This is a genomic window from Alicyclobacillus fodiniaquatilis, from assembly GCF_042678105.1.
In the GTDB taxonomy this organism is placed as follows: Bacteria; Bacillota; Bacilli; order Alicyclobacillales; family Alicyclobacillaceae; genus Alicyclobacillus; species Alicyclobacillus fodiniaquatilis.
In genome coordinates this window covers 236028-242386 of sequence record NZ_JBHUCX010000035.1, presented here as the reverse complement: position 1 = coordinate 242386, position 6359 = coordinate 236028, and the positions used below count along the sequence as shown (strand labels likewise).

Below are 6359 nucleotides of genomic sequence, written 5' to 3'. Positions count from 1 at the left end.
CGTGTGAGCGTCGGGATGAAAGCGCCTAACTCCCAGTTAAAAAGGGAGTTAGGCGCTTTTGACATCATGCACACAGAGCGTTTGTGCTTTTCACCAATCTTCTAGGTCCCCATTTGTTGCGCTCTTGGTAAATAATTCACGATAATCGGTCGGCGCGAATCCAGTGTGTTCCTTAAACATCCTTGAAAAATAGGCAATTTCCATACCCAAATGCGTCGCGATGGACAGGACGTTTAAAGGGGTGGCAGTCAGCATCTGCTTTGCCTTTTCCACCCGCATGCGGTTCACATACTGGATGGGAGACAAACCGGTTGTATTTTTAAACACGCGAATAAAATAGTTGGGATGGAAGTGAGCGTGCTGCGCAAGTTCTTCCACTGTCAATTTATCTGCGAGATGTTCTTCGATGTATTCCAGAACGGTGTGGATTTTTTCCAAAGAAGCGACCGTGTGCGTGTTGATCTCCACCGGATCGGCCTGTTCAATAAACAAGGCGATGATCTCCAAGAGAATGGCGTTGATGCGGATGCGCGCGGTCAATTTCTCCTGCTTTTGCCAAAACATCAATTGCTCGAACTTCTCCCGCAATTCATCAACATCTGCCACATCGATAAAGCAAGGTGTTTTGATGAGGCGGAATAGATGCGAGTCTTCCACTTTTGCACTGAAGTGACACCAATACTTGCCGAACGTATTTTGATTGATGGTGGCATAGGATTGGATCACGCCAGCCGGAAGTAGATACAGTTGACCGGGCTTGGGATAAAATTGCTGCTCACCGATTTTTAAGTAACCTTCGCCTTCGATGACAAAATAAAATTTATTGAAATCCGGCACATAATCGTGTTCACGCCATGTGCGGGGAACTTTCGTATACGCCGCAATGGACAGATCCAACTGGGCTTTGGCAATATATGTGGTCCAAAATTCTCTTTGGCTGGGGTCCATGCTGTATCATCATCCTCAATTTATCGGAACAAAGCGGGTCTTGTAAGCAGAATCTGCAGATACCAAACATCTTTGTATCCAAATTCACAAACATCCCACTATATTTGCTGTATTTTTTGATAAAATCTTAAGCGTAATCGTGGAACATGGTCAAGCGGCGTGATCTACTGGCCAGTCATCAGGAGGGGAAACACGGGTGGAGAGACGAGAAGGCGGCATAACCGCTCCTGTCGGATTTCAGGCAGCTGGCGTAAGTGCGGGTATCAAGAAACAAGGAAAAGACGTCGCTTTGATATATAGTGAAGCGCCCGCTCATGTGGGGGCAGTGTTCACGACCAATGTGGTCAAGGCGGCTCCGGTGCTGTGCACACAACAAAAGGTGCTGCGCCAACCAATGGCGCGCGCTGTCATCATTAACAGTGGCAATGCGAACGCCTGCACAGGTGCGGTCGGTATGGAGCACGCTGTGCAAATGTGCGAAACCACAGCGAACCGCCTGCGCCTCGCAGCAGATGAGGTGTTGGTGGCATCCACGGGCGTCATCGGCGTGCCGTTGCCCATCGAACAGGTTTGTACGGGCATTCAAGCAGCCAGCGCAGAACTGGGCAGCGAGGCTGCAAACGCATCGGCGGCGGCGGAAGCGATCATGACCACCGATACATTTGTGAAACAGGTTGCGGTATCGGTCGTGATCGACCAAAAGACGGTGACCATTGGCGGCATGGCCAAGGGTTCGGGCATGATTCATCCCAATATGGCGACGATGCTCGGTTTTATCACGACAGATGCGCAGATGGAACCAGCCGCGTTGCAACAGTTGCTGCAAGCGACGGTGGAAGACACGTTTAACATGATCTCCGTCGACGGGGACACCAGCACGAACGACACCGTGCTGGTATTGGCCAACGGCCAAGCTGGCAACGAACCTTTGACGGTCGATCACGCTGAATTCCCCGCCTTCCGCGATGCCTTCCGCTTTGTGTGCACATTCCTCGCCAAGCAGATTGTCACAGACGGGGAAGGGGCGTCCAAATTGCTGGAGGCGCGCGTCACTGGGGCAGCGAGTCGCGCAGATGCGCGGAAATTGGCCAAGGCCGTGCTCAATTCGAGCTTGGTCAAAACCGCCTTTTTCGGCGAGGATGCAAACTGGGGGCGCATATTGGCGGCCATGGGTTATGCTGGCGCGCCGTTTGATCCGGCCAAAGTATCGATTGCTTTTACCAGCGACCAAGGGCATATTGCGCTGATGGAACACGGTGAGCCGATTCAGTTTGATGAAGAGGCAGCCAGTCGCATTCTCCATGAACGGGACATCGTGATTGAGATTTCGCTCGGTGACGGCGACGCCAGCGCGACTGGTTGGGGCTGTGATTTGAGCTACGACTATGTGCGTATCAACGGGGATTATCGCACCTGAAGAACAGGGTGACGGATTAGGATTTTGAGCAGCAACGGTTTGATGCGGGCACGGCGTGTGCGGTGCCCGCATGTGGTAATGTATGCCTCCTCACCTACGTGTCACCCACAACCTCAACCGAGCCTTTACTGCCCAGCGCCGTTCCTTGCGTTTGCGGAAGTTGGGCAGAAATTGATACGTTTCTATACAGCGGTGCCAATCATCTATCGCCGCCAACTTATCTCCCAATTGCGCGTGAATGGTCGCTTTGCGGTAATATGATTCACATGATGAAGTGTTTTGCGTATGGAATGCTTGCAAATACTCCATAGCCTTCTGCGGGTTCGTCTCGGCAAAGGCGGTGGCCAAACTTAGATAAGGTTCGCCGAAGCGCAGTTGATCATTTTGCGCCAACGCCTGCAAAACGAGTTGCTCACCTGTGGCGGTATCGCCCTGCGCCAAGTGGCACAAGCCGATATTGTACAGAACTTCAGCGGACGTCTGCATGGCAGGCGGCAGTTCTTCTAACAGTTGCAATGCTTTTCTGTATTGTTTCGCAGTGATATACGCGCTGGCCAAATCCTGTTTCACAGGCGCGTCATACGGATTTATCTGTAACTGTTTACGCAAATAGGACATGCGCGACCAGCGCCGAAATGGTGCGGTCACACTGGGCAGCAGGCCAATATATCGGCGATCCACCACATAGTAAATCACCAGAAGCACAATGATTGCCAAGATGGGGTTGCCCGTAATGCGCCAGATGAGATAGAACAACATCAATTTAAGCATGGCGGTCTCCTATCGTGACAAGATGAATGGCAGGATTTTCGTAAGTTGTCTGGCTATATCATATCACGTTTGCTCATCTGTTTCGGGCTTCTACAAACTTGTGTGTATCAGCATGGGGGATGCTGGTCACTGTACCTGTTAGACAGTTTCAGGATATTTGCCATGTGTGATGGCCAGCGCCAAGGTACTGACTACATATTCAAGATAGGGGACACGTTTGATGAATCCATTTGTTTTTGCCTGTATCACGCCGCATGGCTCGGAAATCATTGCTGAACTTTCGCAGCAAAACGTCGCTTTGATGGAGCGTACACGCCACAGTATGGAACACTTAGGTGCGCATATGCGGGGCGCGAAACCGGATACCATCATTTTGTTGACACCCCATGGCACGCGGGTGGATGGCCAATTTTCCATCGCCAACAGTGAGCACATGTATGGGGAGTTGGCCGAGCATGGTGGCAAAGTGGTCATGGACAGGGCAGTGGATAGGGAACTGGCCAGTGCGATGGCTGAGCGTGCACGGGCAGAAGGACTGGCGGTCGGCGTGCTGAACTTTGCGACAAGTGAAGGGCCGCTCTCTTGTCTGCCGCTGGACTGGGGCGCCATCGTGCCTTTGTATTTCATGCCGGACGTGCCGATTGTCGTTGTGACGCCATCACGTCATGTCAGCTATGAGGCGCATCTGCGCTTTGGCGCCGCGATGGCGCAGGCTGTGTCAGCGTCAGGGAAGCGTGTGGGGCTGATTGCCAGCTGTGATTGGGCACATGCCCACGATGCAAAGGGGCCGTACGGGTATCATGAAGCGGCCGCCAAGTTGGATGCGCAGGTTGTGGAACTCATCCGAACCTGTGATTTGGAAGGCATGATGTCGTTTGATGAGCAATTTGTCAATGACGCCAAACCGGATGGCATCTGGCAATCACTCATTCTTGCTGGGGCCATTCCGCGCGCGCTGCGCGATGTGGAGTTTCTCTCCTACGAGGTGCCCACTTACTTCGGGCTGATGTGCGCTGCTTTCTTCAATCGCTGAGCAGTATGAATAAAGCGTCTGAGCGGAGGCGTGATCGACCGGCAGATGTTTGAATCTGCTGGTGGTTGCCCCATCTCGGACAGGCGCTATTGTTCGTCATGTGTCACGACTTCATCAAACCATTTCAACTCGCGCGCCCCTTTATCGCTCAGCCCATACTGGCCGCGCCCTTCGCGAACAAACCAACCATACACGTTGCGGTAGAGGATACTCGTTGTTCTGGTACTTGTCCCCTTCGCGCGCAGCGCTGCGGGGGACTGAGTGCCATTTGTCTGCAGATGGCGCGCGATTTGAATGGCTTGTTCTCGGTAGGCCGTCACCAAGGGGCGGCGCGTGCTGCCACCAAGGTTGTAATCGCCGGATCGTTCGTGAAATTCGGCCAGCAGGGCGCGCCGCCCTTGGCGAGTGCGTTTGTGTTCGTACGGCTCCGGGTGCAATGCGATGGAGACCTTCGTTCGCGCACTGGACATATCGACAAAAATGAGGCCCAATTCCAGTCGACGCAACAGACGCCGGATCCCGCGCCACTTGCCTTTCATACCGCGTCCCTGCGGCCGCGGCATCGCGATGTAAACCGAATCTGTCAGCTGCTGGCGCGCAATCGCCTGAATCAGCACCGCACTGGAAAAGTGCCGTTTCAGTTCGATCACGATGACATCATCCCCCCGCACCGCCACCACGTCACAATCGCGGACTTCGCCGCGCACGGTGTAGCCGCGCGCTTCCAGATAACGCTTGATGGGCGGATAGAGATCTGTCTCGCGCACAGTCTGACTCATGGGTTAAACTCCTCCCCAGATGGCGCGCGCCACTAGGATCCGGCGTGCCCAGTCACCTTATGACTGGGCAAAGGCCTCCGGAATCTCTCGCGCTGCCATGAACGATTCTACTTCCTGTTTGACAGTGAGCAGTGTTCCATCATCGTCTTTACAACCAGCTACCCGTGTTATCCAGTTCGCGATGACGTCCATATCCTGCTCCACCATGCCAAGTGTGGTCACTGCTGGTGTGCCGATGCGGATTCCTGTCGGCAACCAAGGCTTGTCATCCCCGGGCAATGTATTTTTGTTGACGATGATGCCCGCTTTTTCTAAACGAGCAGCCAAGTAGCCGCCGCTCTTGGAGCGAACGTTCTCTGCGCTTTGCACAGCGTCAATCAGGAGAAGATGGTTTTCCGTGCCGCCGCCGACCAATCGAAACCCGGCTTGTTGCAGCGTCTGCGCTAGACGTTTGGCATTCTTCACAATTTGCGCCGCATATGCTTGGTAGCTTTCTGTTGCCGCCTCTTGCAGCGCGATGGCCATGGACGTAATCGTGTTCATATGCGGGCCGCCTTGGAGGCCAGGGAACACAGACCGATCTATCGCTTCACCCAATTCCTTGCGGCAGATAATCAAGCCCGCCCGCGGTCCACGCAGCATTTTGTGGGTCGTGGTGGTCAGGACATCAGCGTGCGGGAACGGATGTGGATGTTGCCCGGCAATACACAGGCCGTTGATGTGCGAGACATCGGCGACCAACAATGCGCCGACAGCTTTGGCGATCTCGCCAAGTTGCGCAAAATCGATGATGAGCGGATAGGCCGTCGCGCCGCAGAAGATCAATTTTGGCCGATGTTTTTCAGCCAGTGCGCGGACTTCCGCATAATTGATGACTTCATCATCGTTCAAATGGTAGTGGACTGCCTGATAGTAGCGCCCCGTGACACTGACATTGTGCCCGTGTGTGAGATGGCCGCCGTGTTGGAGGCTCAAGCCCATGAACGTGTCACCGGGTTCGAGGCAAGCGTTCAACACAGCAAGATTTGCTGGCGAGCCGCTGAGCGGCTGCACATTGGCGTGATAGCGTTCCGGATTTGGCGTAAATAAATCCAAGGCTCTTTGCATCGCCAAATGTTCAAGTGCATCGGTGTTCGCCTGCCCTTGATAGTAACGACCGTTGCGGGCCACTTTGTCGCCGTCTTGCCAGCGGTAGGGGTAACCCTCAGAATATTTGTTGGTAAACGATGTGGCCAAAGCAGCCAGGACATACTTGGAGGCGTAGTTCTCCGAAGGAATCAAACAAATCGTCTGCTGTTGACGCACATCTTCTGCTGCAATCAGCGCAGCGACCTCAGGATCGTGCATGGAAATGGCTTGTTTCAATTCGCCTAACATAAAAGCACCGCCTTTGCGTGTGTGTTGCACACTT

6 protein-coding genes are annotated in these 6359 nt (G+C 53.7%); 2 read left to right on the top strand and 4 right to left on the bottom strand.

Annotated elements, in window-relative coordinates:
• Positions 1-90: 90 nt before the first annotated feature.
• Positions 91-948 (bottom strand): AraC family transcriptional regulator, encoded by an 858-nt coding sequence (locus ACFSB2_RS14430; RefSeq protein WP_377943777.1) that lies wholly within the window; start codon positions 946-948, stop codon positions 91-93.
• A gap of 196 nt (positions 949-1144) precedes the next feature.
• On the opposite strand from ACFSB2_RS14430, the gene argJ reads away from it, so the two are divergent.
• Positions 1145-2365: a bifunctional glutamate N-acetyltransferase/amino-acid acetyltransferase ArgJ gene (gene argJ / locus ACFSB2_RS14425; protein ID WP_377943776.1), complete on the top strand. Its 1221-nt coding sequence runs from the start codon at positions 1145-1147 to the stop codon at positions 2363-2365.
• Positions 2366-2455: 90 nt separating this feature from the next.
• Here the strand turns inward: argJ and ACFSB2_RS14420 are convergent, their stop codons facing one another.
• Complete coding sequence (locus ACFSB2_RS14420) at positions 2456-3136, bottom strand: tetratricopeptide repeat protein (RefSeq protein WP_377943775.1); 681 nt, start codon at positions 3134-3136, stop codon at positions 2456-2458.
• Between the two features lie 220 nt (positions 3137-3356).
• Between ACFSB2_RS14420 and ACFSB2_RS14415 the strand changes: the two genes are divergently transcribed.
• Positions 3357-4169 carry a DODA-type extradiol aromatic ring-opening family dioxygenase gene (locus ACFSB2_RS14415; protein ID WP_377943774.1) on the top strand — a complete coding sequence of 271 codons (813 nt, stop codon included), beginning with the start codon at positions 3357-3359 and terminating at the stop codon, positions 4167-4169.
• An 86-nt stretch (positions 4170-4255) separates the two neighbouring features.
• Here ACFSB2_RS14415 and ACFSB2_RS14410 read toward each other — a convergent pair whose 3' ends face one another.
• The gene (locus ACFSB2_RS14410) at positions 4256-4948 is read right to left on the bottom strand and encodes a DUF2161 family putative PD-(D/E)XK-type phosphodiesterase (RefSeq protein WP_377943773.1); all 693 of its coding nucleotides are present in this window, start codon (positions 4946-4948) and stop codon (positions 4256-4258) included.
• Between the two features lie 57 nt (positions 4949-5005).
• On the bottom strand, positions 5006-6325 hold the full coding sequence (locus ACFSB2_RS14405; RefSeq protein WP_377943772.1) for a serine hydroxymethyltransferase: 1320 nt from the start codon (positions 6323-6325) through the stop codon (positions 5006-5008).
• Positions 6326-6359 lie beyond the last annotated feature (34 nt).